16 protein-coding genes are annotated in these 18430 nt (G+C 48.1%); 7 read left to right on the top strand and 9 right to left on the bottom strand.

The genetic code is table 11. The features are described 5' to 3' along the window. The first annotated feature begins 75 nt into the window (after positions 1-75). Together betB and betA are read left to right on the top strand one after the other, a co-directional pair. Complete coding sequence (betB, locus tag DN730_RS07345) at positions 76-1533, top strand: betaine-aldehyde dehydrogenase (protein ID WP_115467449.1); 1458 nt, start codon at positions 76-78, stop codon at positions 1531-1533. 16 nt (positions 1534-1549) lie between these two features. Continuing rightward, positions 1550-3217, top strand: coding sequence for a choline dehydrogenase (betA, locus tag DN730_RS07340; RefSeq protein WP_115467448.1), 1668 nt, complete (start codon positions 1550-1552; stop codon positions 3215-3217). A 93-nt stretch (positions 3218-3310) separates the two neighbouring features. Here betA and DN730_RS07335 read toward each other — a convergent pair whose 3' ends face one another. Continuing rightward, positions 3311-3988 carry a zinc metallopeptidase gene (locus tag DN730_RS07335; RefSeq protein WP_115467447.1) on the bottom strand — a complete coding sequence of 226 codons (678 nt, stop codon included), beginning with the start codon at positions 3986-3988 and terminating at the stop codon, positions 3311-3313. Between the two features lie 86 nt (positions 3989-4074). On the opposite strand from DN730_RS07335, the gene DN730_RS07330 reads away from it, so the two are divergent. After that, positions 4075-4656, top strand: a complete 582-nt coding sequence (locus DN730_RS07330; RefSeq protein ID WP_115467446.1) for a DNA-J related domain-containing protein — start codon at positions 4075-4077, stop codon at positions 4654-4656. Between the two features lie 87 nt (positions 4657-4743). Further along, a complete protein-coding gene (gene mltA, locus DN730_RS07325) occupies positions 4744-5853 on the top strand; it encodes a murein transglycosylase A (RefSeq protein WP_115467508.1) in 1110 nt (369 codons plus the stop codon). A 7-nt stretch (positions 5854-5860) separates the two neighbouring features. Here the strand turns inward: mltA and DN730_RS07320 are convergent, their stop codons facing one another. Genes DN730_RS07320 through DN730_RS07305 form a run of 4 tightly spaced genes read right to left on the bottom strand, consistent with a single transcriptional unit; the run spans position 5861 to position 8316 of the window. Then, positions 5861-6802: an energy transducer TonB gene (locus tag DN730_RS07320; protein ID WP_115467445.1), complete on the bottom strand. Its 942-nt coding sequence runs from the start codon at positions 6800-6802 to the stop codon at positions 5861-5863. 2 nt (positions 6803-6804) lie between these two features. After that, on the bottom strand, positions 6805-7233 hold the full coding sequence (locus DN730_RS07315; protein ID WP_115467444.1) for an ExbD/TolR family protein: 429 nt from the start codon (positions 7231-7233) through the stop codon (positions 6805-6807). Beyond that, on the bottom strand, positions 7230-7652 hold the full coding sequence (locus tag DN730_RS07310) for an ExbD/TolR family protein (protein ID WP_115467443.1): 423 nt from the start codon (positions 7650-7652) through the stop codon (positions 7230-7232). The genes DN730_RS07315 and DN730_RS07310 overlap by 4 nt, the downstream gene beginning before the upstream one ends. Continuing rightward, a complete protein-coding gene (locus DN730_RS07305) occupies positions 7642-8316 on the bottom strand; it encodes a MotA/TolQ/ExbB proton channel family protein (protein WP_115467442.1) in 675 nt (224 codons plus the stop codon). The genes DN730_RS07310 and DN730_RS07305 overlap by 11 nt, the downstream gene beginning before the upstream one ends. A gap of 139 nt (positions 8317-8455) precedes the next feature. Here DN730_RS07305 and DN730_RS07300 point away from each other — a divergent pair, with 139 nt between their 5' ends. Together DN730_RS07300 and DN730_RS07295 are read left to right on the top strand one after the other, a co-directional pair. Beyond that, positions 8456-9772, top strand: coding sequence for a DASH family cryptochrome (locus DN730_RS07300; protein WP_115467441.1), 1317 nt, complete (start codon positions 8456-8458; stop codon positions 9770-9772). 251 nt (positions 9773-10023) lie between these two features. Further along, positions 10024-11577, top strand: a complete 1554-nt coding sequence (locus DN730_RS07295; protein ID WP_115467440.1) for a cryptochrome/photolyase family protein — start codon at positions 10024-10026, stop codon at positions 11575-11577. A gap of 7 nt (positions 11578-11584) precedes the next feature. On the opposite strand, the gene DN730_RS07290 is transcribed toward DN730_RS07295, so the two are convergent. The 3 genes from DN730_RS07290 to DN730_RS07280 form a co-directional block, all read right to left on the bottom strand. Continuing rightward, positions 11585-12913 (bottom strand): MATE family efflux transporter, encoded by a 1329-nt coding sequence (locus DN730_RS07290; RefSeq protein ID WP_115467439.1) that lies wholly within the window; start codon positions 12911-12913, stop codon positions 11585-11587. A gap of 90 nt (positions 12914-13003) precedes the next feature. Continuing rightward, positions 13004-14245 (bottom strand): multidrug effflux MFS transporter, encoded by a 1242-nt coding sequence (locus DN730_RS07285; RefSeq protein WP_115467438.1) that lies wholly within the window; start codon positions 14243-14245, stop codon positions 13004-13006. Positions 14246-14314: 69 nt separating this feature from the next. After that, the gene (locus DN730_RS07280; protein ID WP_115467437.1) at positions 14315-15880 is read right to left on the bottom strand and encodes a cation:proton antiporter family protein; all 1566 of its coding nucleotides are present in this window, start codon (positions 15878-15880) and stop codon (positions 14315-14317) included. Between the two features lie 226 nt (positions 15881-16106). Here DN730_RS07280 and DN730_RS07275 point away from each other — a divergent pair, with 226 nt between their 5' ends. Next, positions 16107-17072, top strand: a complete 966-nt coding sequence (locus tag DN730_RS07275) for a DMT family transporter (RefSeq protein WP_115467436.1) — start codon at positions 16107-16109, stop codon at positions 17070-17072. Positions 17073-17076: 4 nt separating this feature from the next. Here DN730_RS07275 and DN730_RS07270 read toward each other — a convergent pair whose 3' ends face one another. After that, positions 17077-18363 (bottom strand): GGDEF domain-containing protein, encoded by a 1287-nt coding sequence (locus DN730_RS07270; protein WP_115467435.1) that lies wholly within the window; start codon positions 18361-18363, stop codon positions 17077-17079. Positions 18364-18430: the final 67 nt, after the last annotated feature.

Here is an 18430-nt window from a genome sequence, read left to right as displayed (position 1 = left end):
CGCTCATTTAATAAAAATATCCTTTGAATGAAGTCGTTCAAAATCTAACAGATGATCAACTTTGAGAGGTGAAACATGGCACATCAGCAGCAATATATTCACGGCCGCTACGTTGCATCGACGACAGGTGAGACCTTCGATACATTAAACCCAGCAACGGGTGAAGTGCTTGCGACAATAGAGCTCGCTGGCGAACAAGAGCTGCAAAAAGCTATCCAGTCAGCGAAAGAAGGTCAGCGTCAATGGGCAGCTATGAGCGGTGTCGAACGTGGTCGAATCCTCAAACGTGCCGCCGATCTTTTGCGCCAGCACAATGACGCCATCGCCAAGCTCGAAGTTCAAGATACGGGTAAACCGCTACAAGAAGCATTGGTTGTTGATGTACAAACAGGTGCAGATGTCATCGAATACTACGCCGGCCTAGCAGATAAAATTCAAGGGGATTTCCAAGACCTAGATAGCGATAGCTTCTACTACACTCGCCGCGAACCACTTGGCATTTGCGCAGGTATCGGCGCTTGGAACTACCCCATTCAAATTGCATGTTGGAAATCTGGACCAGCGCTTGCCGCAGGCAACGCAATGATCTTTAAGCCTTCAGAAGAAACCCCTCTTACGGCCTACAAATTAGCCGAGATCTTCACCGAAGCGGGTCTACCTGATGGCGTATTTAACGTGATTCAAGGTGATGCACGCACGGGACAATTGATCACTAACCACCCGGACATTGATAAAGTCTCCTTCACGGGAGAAGTCGGCACTGGTAAGAAAGTAATGGCAGCCTCAGCCTCCTCATTAAAAGATGTAACGATGGAGTTGGGTGGAAAATCTCCTTTGATCATCTTCCCTGATATGCCAGTAGACCAAGCCGTATCCGGCGCTATGCTCGCCAACTTTTATACACAAGGTGAAGTGTGCACAAACGGTACACGCGTTTTTGTACATGAAGACATGTTAGAAGCGTTTACGAAAGAGCTAAAAACACGCACTGAAGCCATGATCATCGGCGACCCGATGAACATTGAAACGCAAGTGGGCTCGTTGATTCACCAAGGTCATATGGAAAAAGTTCTAAGTTACGTGGAGGCGGCTAAAGCGGCTGGCGCGACGTTGCTATGCGGTGGTGAGCGCTATACCGATAACGGATGTGAAAACGGTGCATTCGTAACGCCAACGGTATTCATTAACTGCACAGACGAGATGCCACAGGTACGTGATGAGATTTTTGGTCCCGTCATGTCAGTGCTGTCTTTTAAAGACGAAGACGAGGCCATTAGCCGCGCTAACAACACGAAATATGGCCTTGCAGCAGGTGTTTTCACAAAAGACATTAGCCGAGCACATCGCGTTATCAAACAACTCGAAGCTGGCATATGCTGGATCAACACTTGGGGCGCATCTCCTGCTGAAATGCCCGTTGGTGGCTACAAAGAGTCAGGCGTCGGTCGCGAAAACGGCCTAGAAACGCTGCGAGCTTACACACAAGTCAAAAGCGTTCTTGTGTCCATGACAGACATTCCAAGCCCTTACTGATAGGAGAGTGATTGGTATGACGACTGAAAAATACGATTACATTATCGTTGGGGCAGGCTCTGCAGGCTGTGTGCTCGCTGACCGACTCACAGAAAGCGGTCAGCACAAAGTACTACTTTTGGAAATGGGCGGATCAGATCGCAGTATTTTTATCCAGATGCCTACCGCTCTATCTTACCCAATGAATACCGAGCACTTAGCATGGCAATTTCACACGGATAAAGAAAAAGGCCTTGATGATCGCGAGCTGCATTGTCCTCGCGGCAAAGTGCTTGGTGGCTCCTCTTCCATCAATGGCATGGTTTACGTACGAGGCCACGCTTGTGACTTTGATGAGTGGGAAGAAAACGGTGCAACGGGCTGGAACTACCAATCCGTACTACCGTATTTCAAACGCGCTGAAACCTGGGTGGGTGGCGAAGACAATTATCGTGGTGGTGATGGTCCTGTAGGCACTAACAATGGTAATGACATGCGTCTGAACCCTCTCTACCAAGCCTTCATAGAGGCAGGTGAGCAAGCTGGCTACGGTAAAACTGACGATTACAACGGCTACCGCCAAGAAGGCTTCGGCCCGATGCATATGACCGTTAAGAACGGCGTCCGCGCTTCCACCTCCAATGCGTATTTACGAAGAGCAATGAAGCGTGCAAATTTAACGGTAAAAACAAACGTGCTTTGCGACAAAGTTCTCTTCCAGAATAAGGTTGCAACAGGTCTAAGCTATTTGCTTAACGGCACCGCTATGACAGCGATTGCAAGTAAAGAGGTCATTCTAAGTGCCGGTTCAATTGGCTCGCCCACGTTACTGCAGCGCTCAGGTGTTGGACCAAAAGCCGTTTTAGATGGTGCTCAAGTTCCCCTTGTTCATGAGCTGCCCGGCGTAGGGGAAAATCTGCAAGACCACTTGGAAGTGTACTTTCAATATCAGTGTAAGCAGCCTGTCACGCTTAACAGCAAATTAGACTTGGTCAGCAAAGGCTTGATCGGCACCCGCTGGATTCTGTTTAAAGATGGTCTTGGTGCAACAAACCACTTTGAATCATGTGGTTTTATTCGTTCACGTGCAGGCCTTAAGTCGCCAAACATTCAATACCACTTCTTGCCAGCGGCCATGCGCTACGATGGCAAAGCGGCGGTAAAAGGCCATGGTTATCAAGTACACGTAGGACCAAACAAACCAGAGAGTCGTGGCAAAGTGTGGATCGAATCTTCTGATCCGGCAGCCAATCCTCGCATTCAGTTTAACTACATTAGCACTGAACAGGACAAACAAGACTGGCGCGACACGATCCGCCTAACTCGGGAGCTGCTTCAGCAACCCGCTCTTGACGAGTTCCGAGGAGAAGAAATCCAACCGGGTGCAAGTGTACAAACGGACGAAGAAATTGATCGCTGGGTAAAAGACAACGTCGAAAGTGCTTATCACCCTTCATGTACCTGCAAAATGGGTTCAGACGATGATGATATGGCAGTCTTGGATACAGAATGTCGCGTACGGGGTTTAGAGAACATAAGAGTCGTCGATTCTTCCATCTTCCCTACCATCACGAATGGCAATTTGAATGCTCCAACTATCATGGTCGCAGAACGAGCCGCCGATATGATTCTCGGCCACTCTCTATTGCCTGAAGAGAACGTTCCCGTGTGGATTCATCCTGAGTTCGAAACGAAGCAGCGCTAATCACCTCGCACTTTGCCTCGTTTATTTGGCTCCTTCGGGAGCCTTTTTTTCATTGCGCTGACCGCCATTAAATACTTAACGACGCCATCGAGACTAACGTCTAGGCACTCGCCAAAACAGCAATATGTTCATCAACGCGGATGCCACATAGGTCATCGCACACGCGATCAAAATTTTGCGCACTTTAGGAAGGTCTTGCTTCGCTAGGTAGCGCCCCTTCTTTAAAATCGGCAATGCTTTATTAAAGCTTGCGTCCCACTCTTCGGGAAGAATGGCTAGCTGAATAAACACGGTTAATATCCCTAATGTACCAATCACCACGGCATGTAAAATCGGGGTATAGGGTAAACGCAATACCGCACTCAGAATCGGCCATGCAAACAGCATGATCACCGCCAAACGCTGCATCATGATGGCCAATGGCAGATAGCGCGTTCGCAGACGCGCGACGGTTTCTTGCCGATGATGAGCAATCGCATGTCCGACTTCATGGGCCGCGACCGCCACTGCAGTCAAAGATTGCTCATTCAGAACATAAGGACTCAAACGGACTTTTTTTGCCAAAATATCATAATGATCTTTACCTTCTGGTGCCTCTTCTACCGTCACATCATCTAACTCATAACGCTTAATTAAATGACGCGCGAATTCTCCACCTGTGCCAGGCAAGTCAGGTCGGGGAGCTTGATAGCGCTTTAAAATACGCTTTACCCATATCTGAGGACCGAAGAACAACGCTGCTACTATCACGATTAACAGCACATATATCATGTCACGCCTCGCTTCATCTTGATTTGACGGTCTTTGACCAATACAGCCCCTTCCCCTACACTTGCAACAAAGCATGGAGTCGAATAATGAGAAACCCGCTAATTCCCAATATCCTCGCACTTCTGCGTGAGCACCCAGAAGGCCTCTCTGAATTCACTCTACTCAAATCCTTACAGACTAAAGTTACAGCGCTAAATCAGTTAGCGGAAGATCCCAACTTACTGCTATTTCGGCAACACTTCTTAATCATGAACGCACTGTATCAGCTACAAAGCAGTTTATGGCAAGAAGAACACCTGTCATTAGCCATTTCCGCGACTCACATTAAAATTTTGCATGCAGACCAAGTCCAACAAAGTGACTCTACCACTCTTGCTGACAGCGTTGATGCCAAACTTGCGGCATACTACCTCAACTGGGACGAGTACATCAAAACCGATACAGCGGAAGTTGAACGACTACTCAATAGCTTTTATCAAGGTACGATGACTAACGACCAACGTAAAGACGCTTTAAAAGTGCTCGACCTTGACGAAAGCTTTCTTGATGACAAAGAGAGCATTAAACGCCAGTACCGAAAACTCGCCCATGCAGCGCACCCGGATCGAGGTGGCAAGACCGATGATTTCATCCTATTACGTCAAGCTTATGAGTGCTTAATTGCCTAGAGGTTCCGCTTTTACACAGCCTAAAGTGAACTTTTAACTCACCTTCCCACTCTTACCGTGTACATTCTGAATGCGCTTATTTTGATCATGATTAACAGACGAACCGCCCTACTGATACCGCTACTGATCCTATCTGCTTGTAGCCAACGCGAAATCGACCCCTCTAATGATTTCCCTAATAACGGCCGAGATGAAACAGCCTTAAAGCGTGACAGTCTTTACCTGAGTGAACGTTTACCACCTGGTTTTCCAATCCCAGACCAGAGTTTTCGTGACGGATTAGCGCAGCAAATACGCTACCTAGATCGCATCCCTGAGCAGCAATATACACTCGGGAATCTCCAACTAAGTCGCAATGATTTACGTGCCACTGCGAGCGAGCTACAAATGTGGTTAAGTGACCCTAGCGATTGGCCAGAGCTGCGCGCCTATCAATTAGCGGGCCAAGATCAACGTGGTAACGTGCAAATCACTGGCTACTATGTGCCGATTATGCAGGTTCGACATCATCCAGATGATCACTACCGCTTTCCTCTTTACCGCAAACCCACGACCCAGCCAGGTCAACCTCTTCCGAGCCGTGAGGAAATCGATTTTGACGGGGCTTTAGAAGGACAAGGATTAGAACTCGCCTATACCAATAGCTTAGTTGATAACTTTTTTTTGCATGTGCAGGGCTCAGGGTTAGTCGAATTTGAGAACGGCGAAAGACGACTTTTGTCATGGGGTGGCGTCAATGGACACCCATACCGGAGCTTAGGCAAAGAGCTTATAGAGCGGGGCGAAATAGATCGAGAGCACATCTCAGCGCAATCTATTCGAGAATGGCTCAGCGCCAACCCAGATCAAATGCGCGAAGTGCTTTCAACCAACCCTAGCTACTTGTTTTTCAGTGAAGGGCTGACCGATCCCGTAGGCGCTGCCAATGTACCACTCACACCATTGTATTCGGTCGCGGTCGATCCAAGCGTCATTCCTTTAGGCAGCATTTTATTGGGGGAAGTGCCTCTCTTGGACGAACAAGGCCAACTACAAGGACATGAATTCCGCTTATTGCTCGCGCAGGACAAAGGTGGCGCGATCAAAGGACCTGGCCACATCGATTGGTATCAAGGAATCGGGGAAGAAGCACATTTCCATGCCGGACAACTTAAACACTTTGGCCGAGTATGGCTCTTGCTACCTCCGACAATATAGACCCTATCTAGCGAAGCTGAAAAGAGACGGGCAATGTAATGCTTAGCGGCTCTGCGCCCATTTCCAACTCAAATGCAGGCAGAGGCTGTGCTTGCCTTACCATGTCTAGTGCAGCTTGATCCAATCGTCGCGCGCCCGAGCTTTCTACAATTTTGAGCTGACTTGCATCGCCATTTGGGTGCGCATAAAACGAAATCGTCACAACACCTTCTTCATGACGCCGTCGCGATGCGTTCGGATAACGCTTTTTGCTGGCCAATTTTGCGGCAAGTTTTGTATAGTAAGTCGCCTCAGCACCCGCTTTCCCACCACTCGCTGATGTATTTCCTTGGCCTGTGGTTGCCTTGTGTTTCACCACCGTTTCCTCCGCATTCGCCTGCGAATCCACGACTACTTCTGCTGCTTGCTTTGGAGCCTCCGAGTCAGGTTTTGGTTCGAGGTTTCGGGCTGGCTCAAGTTCCGGTTCGAGCTTTGGTTTTGCTTCAGGTCTTGGTTCAGGTTTGGGTTCAGGCTTAAGCTTAGGCTTAGGCGCAACGATAACACTGTTTTGCTTAACCTTTTCGAGCTGCGGTTCTGGTTCTGGTTCTGGTTCTGGTTCTGGTTCTGGTTCTGGTTCTGGTTCTGGTTCTGGTTCTGGTTCTGGTTCTGGTTCTGGTTCTGGTTCTGGTTCTGGTTCTGGTTCTGGTTCTGGTTCTGGTTCTGGTTCTGGTTCTGGTTCTGGTTCGACAATAGTCTCTGGTGCAATCGCAGGTTCTGGATCAACCTCGGACTGAGCGACGACGGTTTCGGACTCCGCCCCCATATCACCAAGCATACCTAAATCGAACTCAACGCCTTGCGCGCCAGCGTCGACGCTGCCTTCTTTTTGATGATAGAAAACTGTGTAAAAAGCACCTGTGTGCAAAGAAACAGCGACACACCCAGCGATAATCCAGTGCTTTGCCATCATTGCTATTCTTGCCCTAACTGCGTCGCAACGCTTACTTTGGTCAATCCACTTCGGCGGATCGCCGAAAATAACGGTCGCAAGCTTGCGATATTTAAATGTCCATCTGCCTTAATTTGCACCCAAAATTGATCGGGCTTCGAGCTTTCGTCAAACAATCGACTCAGCATCGATTCAACCTCGTCCATAGCGACAGGCTGGTCGTTAACGTAAACCTCATTACCTAGCCCAACAATGATCAGTACATCTGGGTCTAAGTTTGGGCGTTTTTCATTGATCGACGTCGGCGGATCTATGGTGATGGGATCGGAGCGTTGAATTTGCCCCGCAACCATAAAAAATATCAGCATCAAGAACACCACGTTGATCAACGGAATAACGCTGCCATCTCCATGACGATCACGTTGTGTGATGAATTTTTGATTGATATTCATGGCTTAGATTCACGGAACGCGTTTGCGATGGAGATAGTGTCTGCGCCCTGAAGTTTGAGCTGGTCCGCTAACCTCATTAACGTTTGCAGCTCTACGTCATCATGCGCCTTCAATACGAACAAATCGTCCAGGTGCTGGCTAACAAGTTCTCGTATTCGGCGACTATTCTCTAGCGAGATACGCTGGTCTTCGAACCAAACAAAACCATCGTTACTTCGAAGCTCGAATACGGCATGGGGCTGCTCACTACTCGCTTCGACTGGCGTCGATGATGGCGCGGCTAAAGGGGTATCAACGGTTCGCCACGCTACGAAACTAGAGCTCAACATAAAAAAAAGTAACAGTATAAACACCACATCGATCAGTGGTGTTAAGCTGATCAGCTGCCTGCGTCGCGGCTGTTCGAGCTTAAGCGGCATGCAACACCTCTCGCGAAGTCGCTGCGGCGAGTCGCTTCCCTTCTTGGGATGTGAATACCTGTGTCACGGCATCATTCATCAGGTGCGCAACACGCTCTACTTTACGCTCCAACCATGCATGCAATGCCACCACAGGAATCGCCACGCCAATACCAACCGCAGTGGTTAACAATGCTTGCCAGATACCCCCAGACAACACTGACGGGTCGACTTGACTACCCGCACTTTCCATATTTTGAAATGCAGTAATCATCCCCAAGACCGTACCCAATAAGCCAAGCAAGGGGCTCAAGGATGCAATAACTTCTAGCGGACGTAAGTTAGATCGCAAATCATGCAGCGTATTAAGAGCTCGTCGCTCGGCTTCTTCTCGAATGGTGCTGACATCTTGACTAACACTGCTCAGCGCCGACATGCTGTACGCAACAATACTTTCAACTGGGCGCTTATTTGATAGCATAGCAATCGCACCGTCGGCATCTTGATTGCGCCAAGACTCCAAAGCCAATTCAATGGCTGTGCGGCTTTCAGCACGCAGCGCAGTTAACTGCCAAAATTTCACCAGCACAATCGTCAATGCGATCACTGAGAAACCCATTAATATCCACACAACAGGCCCTCCGATTAGGAGGAACTCCTGAATTTGATTTACCGTAGTATCCATCACTATGCTCCATAGTATACAAGCGCCATTAATGATATTAATTCTCAACTGCATTTTCAACTAAAAGGCCATAGATAGCCTATAAATCTAGTTAGCATTGCACTACGTATAAGTAAGATACGCCAATTGGAGAAGAAGTATGAAAATGGGATTGATCTGGTTCGGTGATGATTTACGCTGTTCCGACCAAAAACTACTCTGGCGCGCTGCCCAAGAAGTTGACCAGCTCGTATGTATTTTTTGTGATCAGCCACATCAACACCGACCAAGCCGCTACGCCACACAAGGCATGTCAAATCGTCGCAAGCAATTTTTAAACGATGGTCTGGATGAATTGGCTCGTGAACTGAACAGTTTGGGACAAACTCTTTATGTTTCTCCTCACGAAGCCGTCATAGGCTTAACTTTGCTGTTTGATGAACTGCCTATTTCCCACGTCTATCGCAACCGTCACCCTGGCTTTGATGAGCAACAAACGCTTACCACGTTGGCTAAGCGTTATCCTGATGTACATTTTCATTTGGAAGCAGGGCTCTCCCTATTTGACGAGTCTCAGCTACCTTTTTCGTTGTCAGAGCTGCCAAGTTCGTTTTCGAAATTTCGCCGCTTAGTTGAAGAACTATCAATAGAGTCCCCTTTGCCAGAAATAGATGAGCTGCCACCTGCACCCGCCATCGACATGCAAGCGATTCAACCTTGGCCTCTTCGCCCCCGAGTAGAACACGCATCGTTCACGGGAGGCGAGTTTTCCGCCCTGAGCCACCTCAGTGACTATTTCGCTACCGACCTGGCATCTCACTACAAAGCCACTCGAAATGCCCTAGATGGTTGGGAAAACTCTACCAAATTCTCACCTTGGCTAGCCCAAGGTAGCTTATCTGCGCGGCAGATCAAGGCCTGTCTAGACGTCTACGAACGTGATCATGGGGCCAATGAGTCAACCTACTGGATTTTCTTTGAGTTGTTATGGCGTGAGTATTTTCATTGGTATGCTCGCCTGCATGGTAAACACTTATTTAGTGCCGGAGGCCCTTTTAATAGGCCCTCTAAAGGAAGCTTTTATGCCGAGCGCTTTCGCAAATGGAGTCAGGGCAATACACCTTACCCCTTGGTGAATGCCTGTATGAAACAACTTAACGAAACAGGGTATCTGAGCAACCGTGGCCGTCAAATTGCAGCCAGCTGCCTGATACATGAACTGGGAGTGGATTGGCGTTATGGTGCCGCTTATTTTGAACAACAATTAATAGATTACGATGTCGGATCTAACTGGGGCAATTGGCAATATATCGCTGGCGTTGGAGCTGATCCCCGTGGTGGTCGCCACTTTAATCTTGAAAAACAGGCACAACTATACGATCCCGAGAGTCGTTTTATAGAAAAGTGGGGCGGACATACATTTGATGATCGTTTAGATTCTGTTGATGCGGCGGATTGGCCCATTCTTCCGCGCTAGGCGTTGGTTATATAGGCCGCTAAAATATGGACTTGGTGGACCATCCACAAGCTTTACACTTTATTGGGGTGTTTTAACGTCGTCATGCTCGCTATGCTGGTGTGTTTTTTATTTTAATGGTCTGCCAATTTACGGCTCTCATTGAGAACACAACCATAAGGGGAGGAAGCCTTGTATCCTTGCCATATCGGCCACCACTACTTTGCAACGCCGAAAACTGGAGCATCGTATATCGTTCAGGAGTCTCAGACATGAGTCAATTTCACACACTGCGTGTCATCCTTGGAGATCAACTCAACGCCAGTCACAAATGGCTGCGTAAACCTGATGCGGGGGTGATGTACCTCATCGCTGAGCTGCACCCAGAAGCAACATATGTGACACATCACAATCAAAAGCTCTGCGCCTTTTTCCTCGCCATGGAAAAATTCGCTCAAGCACTGACGGATGCAGGCCATCACGTGCGCTACCTAACCTTAGACGATACGGTTGATGAAACCCTCGAATCCTTGATTATTGATACGGCTCACACATTAAAGGTTAAAAAAATTGAGCTACAACGACCAGATGAGTATCGCGTATTGATGCAATACAAATCGGTTGCAGAGCAAGCAAAACAATCGGTTTCAATCCATGATACCGAGCACTTTATGTTACCGTTTGAAGAGATACCGAAGCACTTCAAACCCAAAATGAGTAACCGAATGGAGCACTTCTATCGCAAGATGCGTAAGCGCTTCAATATACTAATGGAGGATGAAAATACGCCCGTCGCCGGTAAGTGGAACTTTGATAGCGCCAACCGGAACAAACTGAAACCCAAAGACATGGCCCACATTCCTGAGCCACTACTGTTCAATAATGATGTGAGCCACATTCAAGAACGCATAAAACGTCATAACATCCAATATCTAGGCAAAGCAGACAACGCAATACTTTGGCCTGTAACCCGCCATGACGCTCTCCATTTATTGCAGTTTTTTTGTGACCATCTACTGCCAAACTTTGGGCGCTATCAGGATGCCATGACAGATCAAACGCCACAGAAATGGACACTCTATCATTCCCGATTGTCGTTTGCGCTAAACACCAAAATGATCAGCCCAAAACACGTTATTAAAGCGGCTATTTTGACTTACCAGTATCGGAAAAAAGAGATAGATATCGCACAAGTGGAAGGGTTTGTGCGCCAAATATTAGGTTGGCGCGAGTATGTGCGTGGCATGTATTGGATCAATATGCCAGATTACCACACTCAAAATAAGCTGGATGCGAAACGTGACTTACCCTCTTATTTCTGGAGCGGTGACACAAAGATGAACTGCTTATCACAAGCCATTGGACAATCATTGGAGTTTGCTTACGCCCATCACATACAACGCTTAATGGTCACTGGCAACTTTTGCCTTTTGAGTGAGATTGAGCCAAGCCAAGTAGACGAGTGGTATTTGGGTATCTATGTGGATGCTTTAGAGTGGGTAGAATTGCCCAATACGCGCAGTATGAGCCAATTTGCCGATGGCGGATGGATCGCTTCGAAGCCCTATGCTGCAAGCGGCAGCTACATCCAAAAGATGAGTGATTATTGCTCTTCCTGCCATTACGACGTTAAAGAAAAGGTCGGCGAAAGTTCTTGCCCGCTCAATAGCTTGTATTGGCGCTTTATGAACAAACACCGAGAGCGTCTGCTGAAAAATCCGCGTATTAGTGTTATCTATGGCAACTGGGATCGCCAAGATGCACAACAACGCGACGCCATTTTAAACAGAGCACAATGGTGCTTAGACAACATTGAAAGTCTATAGAATCAACTTAAGAGGTCGCCTGTGCAGCATGGTTGCAGGCGCTCTTTAGTAGACGTTGATACATCTGCCAAGCCGTAACACCCGCCATTACGTTAGCGATGGCCGCGCCAATAAACAACCCCGACAGCCCTCCTAGCTCCCCACCAATCCAAAGCCCTGGCAAGAAGAAGGCAAACAAGCGTAACGCTGAAATCCAGAGTGCTCGATAGGACTGCCCCAACGCATTCGCGACTGACACCATGATCATACACACTCCCAATGGCCCCAACGAAATCGGGACCCAAAGCAGATGCCACGTTACTATCTCTGTGACCTGCACATCACTCGACATCAGGCCCGCAATACCCTCAGCAAAACACCATACCAACAGTGCTACCAGCGCTTGAAATAACAACACATACATAACTGCGATTCGAATCAACTGGCGGATTTCTACAACGTTTCCAGCGCCAAACAAACGCCCGACCATTGGTGGTAGCGTCATGGTCAGCGACAAAACCGTCACGATTGCAAAAAACTCAAAGCGTGAACTGACTGCCCACGCAGCAACCGCCGCCGTCCCAAAGCCGGCCAACAGTTTTGTTGCCAATACCGAGGAAATTGGCGGTAGTAACTGACTCATCATTGCAGGCCCCATAATATGACCTATTTTTGCCAGCGTTTTGCGTAGCGATATGTCGCCAAAATCAAAACTTATCCAATGATTTTTGAATACCTTTGGCGACATAACCGACAAGCCAATTCCAAACGACACAATCGTAGCAATGGCCGCACCAACGATGCCAAGATCGAATACAAAGATAAACAACGGATCCAACCCTATATTCAGCAGACTGGTCACCACCATCATGATGCCTGGCAACAACGTATTGCCATGGGATCGACAAATACTGTACATAAAATAATTCATGGCTCCGAGCCACGTACTGAATAACCACCACCCCCAATATTCATCAATAATCGGAGTCACAGATTCGGGAGCGCTGAGCATCGCTAATAAACCGCTACGGCCCCACCACACAAAGACTGAGAACGCGAAGATCCCAACAGCGCCCAATATGATCACCAAACCGCCCAATTGCTTTGCAAACTGAGCTTTCCCTGCACCTAATGCTTGTGAGATCAGTGCCGTCGTTGCAATCCCAAGACCAACCTGTAAGCCTATAAAAAGCAACTGAATGGGCGCCGTAAACCCTTGTGCTGCCAACGGCAATACGCCTAACTGCCCGATAAACGCACTGTCCACCAATTGAAAGCTCATCAACGATAAAATGCCAAACAGCATTGGCCAAGTCATCGAAAAGAGTTGCCCAGCAAGGGCTCTATTGGATTTCATAACACTCCACAAATTCTTAAAATGAAGGGGTCACAGAGTCACAACGTGGACGACCGTAATACCGTCCAAAAACTATTTTTAGCGTGAGTTTTACGTCTCTTGCTTAGCCGCTTTAATGCGATTTGCCTGATGCAATAAAAATAAGGCGGCGGACGCAAACATCACAAAACCAAGCGCCAACACAGTGACGGAGAAATCATAAAATGCGCCCACTACGACTGACATAACGACGGCAATCAAACTGGATATAGAGGACACTAGCGACGCCCCCAAACCTGCCGTCTTGCCCAATGGCTCCATCGCCATGGCATTGACGTTACCAAACAACAACCCCATGCTGAAAAAAATCACCGTACCAAGACTCAGAAATAACCACATAGGCGGGATGCCGTCACTTGCCAAAGACACGACGAGCAAACATAACGCCACACAGCACTTTAATCGAAGCGCAAAATTCACTAAACGCTGCATCCCCAAGCGAACCACAATACGACCATTCGTAAAAGATGCGGCCCCAGCGCCACAAGCCATCAGAGCAAAATAGAGCGGAAACGCATCGCCAACATGATAGAGATCTTGAAAAATGGACTGAGACAGCCCCAAATACAGCATTAGGCCACCAAACGTCAGCCCCGCCATAGCGGCGTAACAAAGCACTTCTTTACGCGCCAAGATGCTTAGCGCATCGCGCTTCAACTGCCCAAATCTAAGGGGGGTTCGGGCTTCAGAAAGGAGCGTTTCGGGTTGACGTATAATCAACCATAAAGAAGCGATCAAGGCCTGCAGAATTAATGCCCCAAAGATCCAGCGCCAGTTCCCAACCAACAAAATAAGTTGTCCGAAGGAGGGCGCCAACATAGGCACCAGAATAAAAATGACCATCACATACGACATAATACGCGCCATCGACGCGCCTTTATGCAGATCTCGAACCAAGGCTCTGGATGCGATCTTCGGGCCCGACACACCAAACCCCTGAATAAACCGCCCCAATAATAGCGTGCTGAGCGAGTCGGCGTTCATTGCCACAATGGAGCCTGCAATATATACCCCCACCCCAATTAAGATGCTTTTTTTGCGGCCTATCGCATCGGACAACGGACCGAACAACAGCTCGCCGAACACCATCCCGCCAATTAGAGCTGAGACCATCCATTGCAGTTGTTTGGTATCCGAAATAGCAAAGTCATTCGCGATGTCTCGAAATGCCGGTAAGACCGCATCCATACTCAGCGCGGTGAGGGACATCATTAAGGCAAACAGAGCGATAAACTCTCGCTCTGAGAGTGCATTTTGGGCGTGATTTTTCCAGCCGAGATAGAGGCGCTTCATGCATAATCCTTATCAGTAAGGACAATAGGCTAGCACAAAACGCCTAATAGCGTACGATTTACGATGCCGCTAACGCATCAAAGCGAGGCTCTCTTCCGCGAAGCCCGTACCGGCCTCAGTGTAGAAGTTAAAGACATTATCAATGCCCGCTCCGATCATATACTCACGCTCATCTTGGTAGCGAGCAATCGCGGCAACTTGTCCTGTAAACCCAGTACTACGCAGCTGCTTCACGACATTGACACTGTCATCAGCAGAAGGCAGAGCCAACAAAATCAACTTGACGCCGGACAGATCTAAATGCTCCCACAAGTCAACGTCTTCACCGTCGCCAGCGAACACATTATGTTGTTCGGCTTGCATCGCCTTTATCCGAAATTGATCCGCATCCATTCCAGCTACCACGCCGCCGGAGACCATGTTATTCAGCGAATCGTACGCACCGCGCCCCACTCGACCTAATCCGACAACAAGGATCTCCATATTTTTCGGCTGTGACAAGGTGTCTTCGGGAAGTGCAACTGCATGCTCATAGCGACGTATCTTGTCTTTGTAACGACGAAAATAACTGTGTGCCTTACGATATAAAACGCTAGTGATCACGAACGAGAAGGAGACGGCCAACGCTAGAATCACTAACCAATCATTACTGATCCAACCTGACTGGACGCTCAGTGCCACCACAATGAGGCCGAATTCACTGTAGTTGGACAGTGCCAACGCGCCCAAAAATGACGTGCGCCCGCGCAGACGTAAACTGGTAAACAAGAAAAAAAACAATAAAAACTTCACCACCAACAACGCGGCCAAAACCAAACTCAAGCCAAACATCTGCCAAGTTGGCAAAGCGCTAAATCCGATGGATAGGAAGAAGCCGATTAAGAACAAATCTTTAAAATTCATTAGAGATTTATTCAGCTCCGCCGCTTTAGTATGGGACGCTAACAAGATCCCCAGCACCAATGCCCCTAAATCACCTTTAACGCCTACAAGATAAAACAGCTCATAACCGCCCAAAGCGAAAAACAACCCTGTTAAAGGCAACATTTCCCCGTGGCCTGATTTATCCAAAATGCGACCAAGTAAAGGACGCAGCGGAATCAATGCGAAGAGCAATATCGCCCATAGAGTAGGCACTTTGCCTGTCGCAAGCACTAAGAAGACAACGGCGACAATATCCTGCATCACTAGGATACCTAACGAAAGCTGACCATGACGGGTTTTCATTTCGCCGGTTTCTTCCAGCAACTTCACAATACACACAGTGCTAGAGAAACTCAGAGCAAATCCTATCAACGCTGCCGTGCGCAATGACAAGACATCAAAATACTGTAAGCCGATCATCCCGAGCAGAGAAGCCGCACCAACAAACACTATACTCCATGCGCCCATATGCCCTAACGTAGAGGCCCACACCTCACGCTTAAGTAAGTCTTTCACATGCAGTTTGAGGCCGATACAAAATAGCATCAGAGTGATGCCTAAATTCGAAAGATGTGTCAGTACGCTGGAGGGTTCCACCTGCATAAAGTTCAACAGAAAGCCAGCCGCTAAAAAACCAATCAACGGCGGTAAATTAATTAACTTAACCGCTAATCCACATAAAAATGCGAATAAAATCCAAATAAATTCCATAACCGTTTTTCAAATCCACCTGTGTCAAAAAGCCTTTCATGGCAAGGGGTATAAAAGCATATTTTCATATAAGAATGGAGCACAGCCGACATATTTCTGACGAGATAATGACAATAATTTCACGCTTACATAACCCTTAGTAGGTATAGAAGATGGCCCGTCAAATGCGTAGGGTAGGAACATTTGTGTAACGAACTCAACATCATCGTTTGATAATAGAGGGTATATGACCATTCAATCTCATCGCGTCGCGATGCAGCTACTCATTTTAGTGAGCTTTATTTGGGGCGCTGAGTTTGTTCTGATAGACATGGCAATTGAGACGATTCCCGTAAATACCTTCAACGCGTTACGCTTTGCGTTAGCGGGTTGCGCACTCCTGCCACTCTATTGGTTCACGCGTCATTCGTTACCCTCCCCACAACCGCGCACCTATGCACTGCGCAGCTTATTATCCAAAGGAGCCGTTTTAGGGCTACTGCTGTGTGTGGGCTTCTATATGCAAACAGCGGGGATGAAATATACCAGCGTTTCCAATGCGGGTTTTATCACTGGCCTCAACGTGCCACTGGTCCCCATTATGAGCTTTCTATTGTTTCGGACCTACGTCCGTTTCAGTGTCTGGTTAGGCGTGGGGCTTGCCATGACTGGTCTGTATTTACTCACCGTCGGTGATAAATTGATGTTTAATTTCGGCGATGGGTTAGTATTAATCTGCGCACTTTGCTTCGCTATCCATATCGTACTAACTGGACGATTTGTGACGACCTTACCCGTCATCCCTTTGACCATTGTGCAATTGTTCGCGGTGTCTATTTACAGCGCCTGTGCGGCCTATATATCACCAACCCCTGTGTTTCACTATGAAGGCCATCCACCCCTGACATTTGGCGAGCTCGTGACGACCCCGCTTGTATTCAGCGCGATCGTTATCGCGGGGGTATTCGGGACGGCCTACGCTTACTGGGCGCAATCAGCTTGCCAACAGCTGTTACCAGACTACAAAGTTGCGCTAGTGTTTACATTAGAGCCGCTATTTGCCTGCTTAACCGCTTGGCTAGTTCTTAACGAACAGCTTGGACTAGCAGGCATGGTCGGGGCGGCAGCGATCATACTAGGAATGATCATCGCTGAATTAGGCGAATCTAAAACGCCGAATAAAGAAACCATCCGCCCCTTTCATGAAGGCTAATACACTAACTCTCTGCCACCGCACACTTGCCGGATTTTTTCACTCGATACATGGCACTGTCTGCTGCCTGAATCAGTGTTTCAAGGCGCGTGCCATGTTGCGGGTAGTGAGCCACACCAATACTCGTGGTCAAGTTGATAGGGGCGGTTTGATTGGGCAGATTGATCCCTTCACACACGGCGGTTAACACCTTATCAGCCAATGCATGAACATCTTCTAAATTGGGCAATTTATCGAGCCAGATCACAAATTCGTCGCCGCCAATTCGCACGGCCTGACCATAATCTTTGACCGTGTTCACTAACCGCTCAGCAATGCGCGTCAACACTTGGTTACCCGCTTCATGACCTTGACTATCATTCACCGCTTTAAAGCCATCCAAATCCAAATACAGAATCGACAGCGCGCCATTTGGCTGCTGGGCTCGCTCGATCAGTTCAGATTCTTTTTCTAACAAGTAATTCATCGAAGGGATGCCTGTCACTGCATCATAATGGGCTAATTGACGTAACTTAGCTTGTGCCTCATGAGCCGATCTCAGCGCGGCATGCAAGGGAGATACATCGTATTCCGATACGAGCAGCAAAAACTCCCCTGTAAGTGGATGTCGAGTGACGCGCAGATCCAACGTGTGGGATTTCACCCCATTGCTAGTCTGTACTTCACAGGTCCACTGCCCTCCCTGTAATTCAATGGCTTGAGCCAACACTTGAGCTCCCTGTTCGGGATCGAGAAACCGCTCAGTAAAATATGACCGTTCTGGTCCAAACCCTCCTCGCTTTAGGTGCTTATACGCTTCTGTGGCGGCTGGATTTTCTACCACAGGCTCCCCCGCGTAGGTAAAACTCGTCACCAGTACTTGGGTATAGCGCATGGCTTCGACCAACAACAGGTTCTCTGGTGTGTCACCGAGGTTAACCTCTTCATTAATGAAGGCAATGATTGCTCGGTGCTTATCTGGACCCACTAGCACCGCACGGTGACGCATATACAAGGTTTTGGGTTTGCCGTTGGGATAGGTGGTCCAAGGATCGATTGTGAGACCATTTTTAGCAGCCAACTCAAAGGTTTGGGCCGTACGATCTTTTGCGCCTTGGGTATCGCCCGATAAGTCTTTGTTAATCAACTCATCCAGTTCATTTAAGCCCCAAAAGCTCAACGCAGCAGAGTTACCCCACCACCAACCATGTTTGTCCAGATCAAAGATCCAAACGACATCAGGAATAAGCTCATACAGTGCAACTTCGGAATGATCCTTTATATGGATCAGATGATCGTATTGTTTACTCATCTAAAACTCGACCTACCAATGGTGATGTTACGACGTTACCTCCACCCTGACTTTTCAGTCAAGATAT

It is taken from the genome of Marinomonas piezotolerans (genome assembly GCF_003362755.1).
Lineage (GTDB): Bacteria > Pseudomonadota > Gammaproteobacteria > Pseudomonadales > Marinomonadaceae > Marinomonas > Marinomonas piezotolerans.
The sequence above is the reverse complement of the archived record's forward strand: the minus strand, read 5'-3'. Positions and strand labels throughout refer to the sequence as shown.